Below are 776 nucleotides of genomic sequence, written 5' to 3' on the forward strand. Positions count from 1 at the left end.
CATCTCTTAAGTTGATGCTGTCCGGTAGGGCAATAATATTGGCTGCAGGCACGGTTTGAAATTGTGTGAATCCGCCATCGGTGTGAACACCAATCACTTGAAGTTCAGTACACACATTCGATCGACCGATTTTGCATGGTCGGCATTGGCCACAGCTGATCACAGGATTCACGACCACTTTTGCTCCAACTTCCAGCCCAGTTACGCTGCTTCCGATTTTTTCGATAGTTCCTACAAACTCATGCCCAGTGATTCTAGGGTAAGTAGCAAATGGGTTTTGGCCGTGAATAATGTGCAGGTCAGAGCCACAAATCCCGGCGTACTCTACACGCACTAATACTTGGTCATCAGAGAAAGAAGGTACGTCTTGTTCGACGACTTGGTAGTCATTAATCCCATTAACAATAAATGATTTCATTTTTAGTTACTCAACTTATCTATCACGTTATCGATGTGCATGATCATTGCCGATTTAGCTTGTTCAGGATCTCCGGCTTTGATCGCATTGAAGATCGCTTGATGATCGTCAATCCAAATTCCTTTTGCAGTCGGTTCGTTAGCAATGACTTCCATGCGATCCCACATTTTGCCTTTCATATGTAGCGACATCAGATCTTGGTGGAAAATGGTTAATAGTGGGTTCTGGCAAGTGCTAGCGATTGCAAAGTGAAACTGTTGGTCAGCATCATGAGATGTTTGATGTCTCAATTCGATACTTGAGAAAAATTGAGAGGCAGTCATCATGTCAAGCCATTGTTGAAGTTCGTCTATTAGTT

General features: G+C 43.3%; 2 protein-coding genes. Both read right to left on the reverse strand.

The genetic code is table 11. The features are described from left to right. Positions 1 to 418, reverse strand: a 418-nt coding sequence (locus tag KIV40_RS33890; RefSeq protein WP_285353824.1) for an alcohol dehydrogenase catalytic domain-containing protein, incomplete at its 3' end; no start/stop codon positions are given. 2 nt (positions 419 to 420) lie between these two features. Beyond that, a partial coding sequence (locus KIV40_RS33895; RefSeq protein ID WP_285353827.1) for a FadR/GntR family transcriptional regulator occupies positions 421 to 776 on the reverse strand: 356 nt, incomplete at its 5' end.

This window comes from Vibrio sp. D173a, assembly GCF_030248475.1.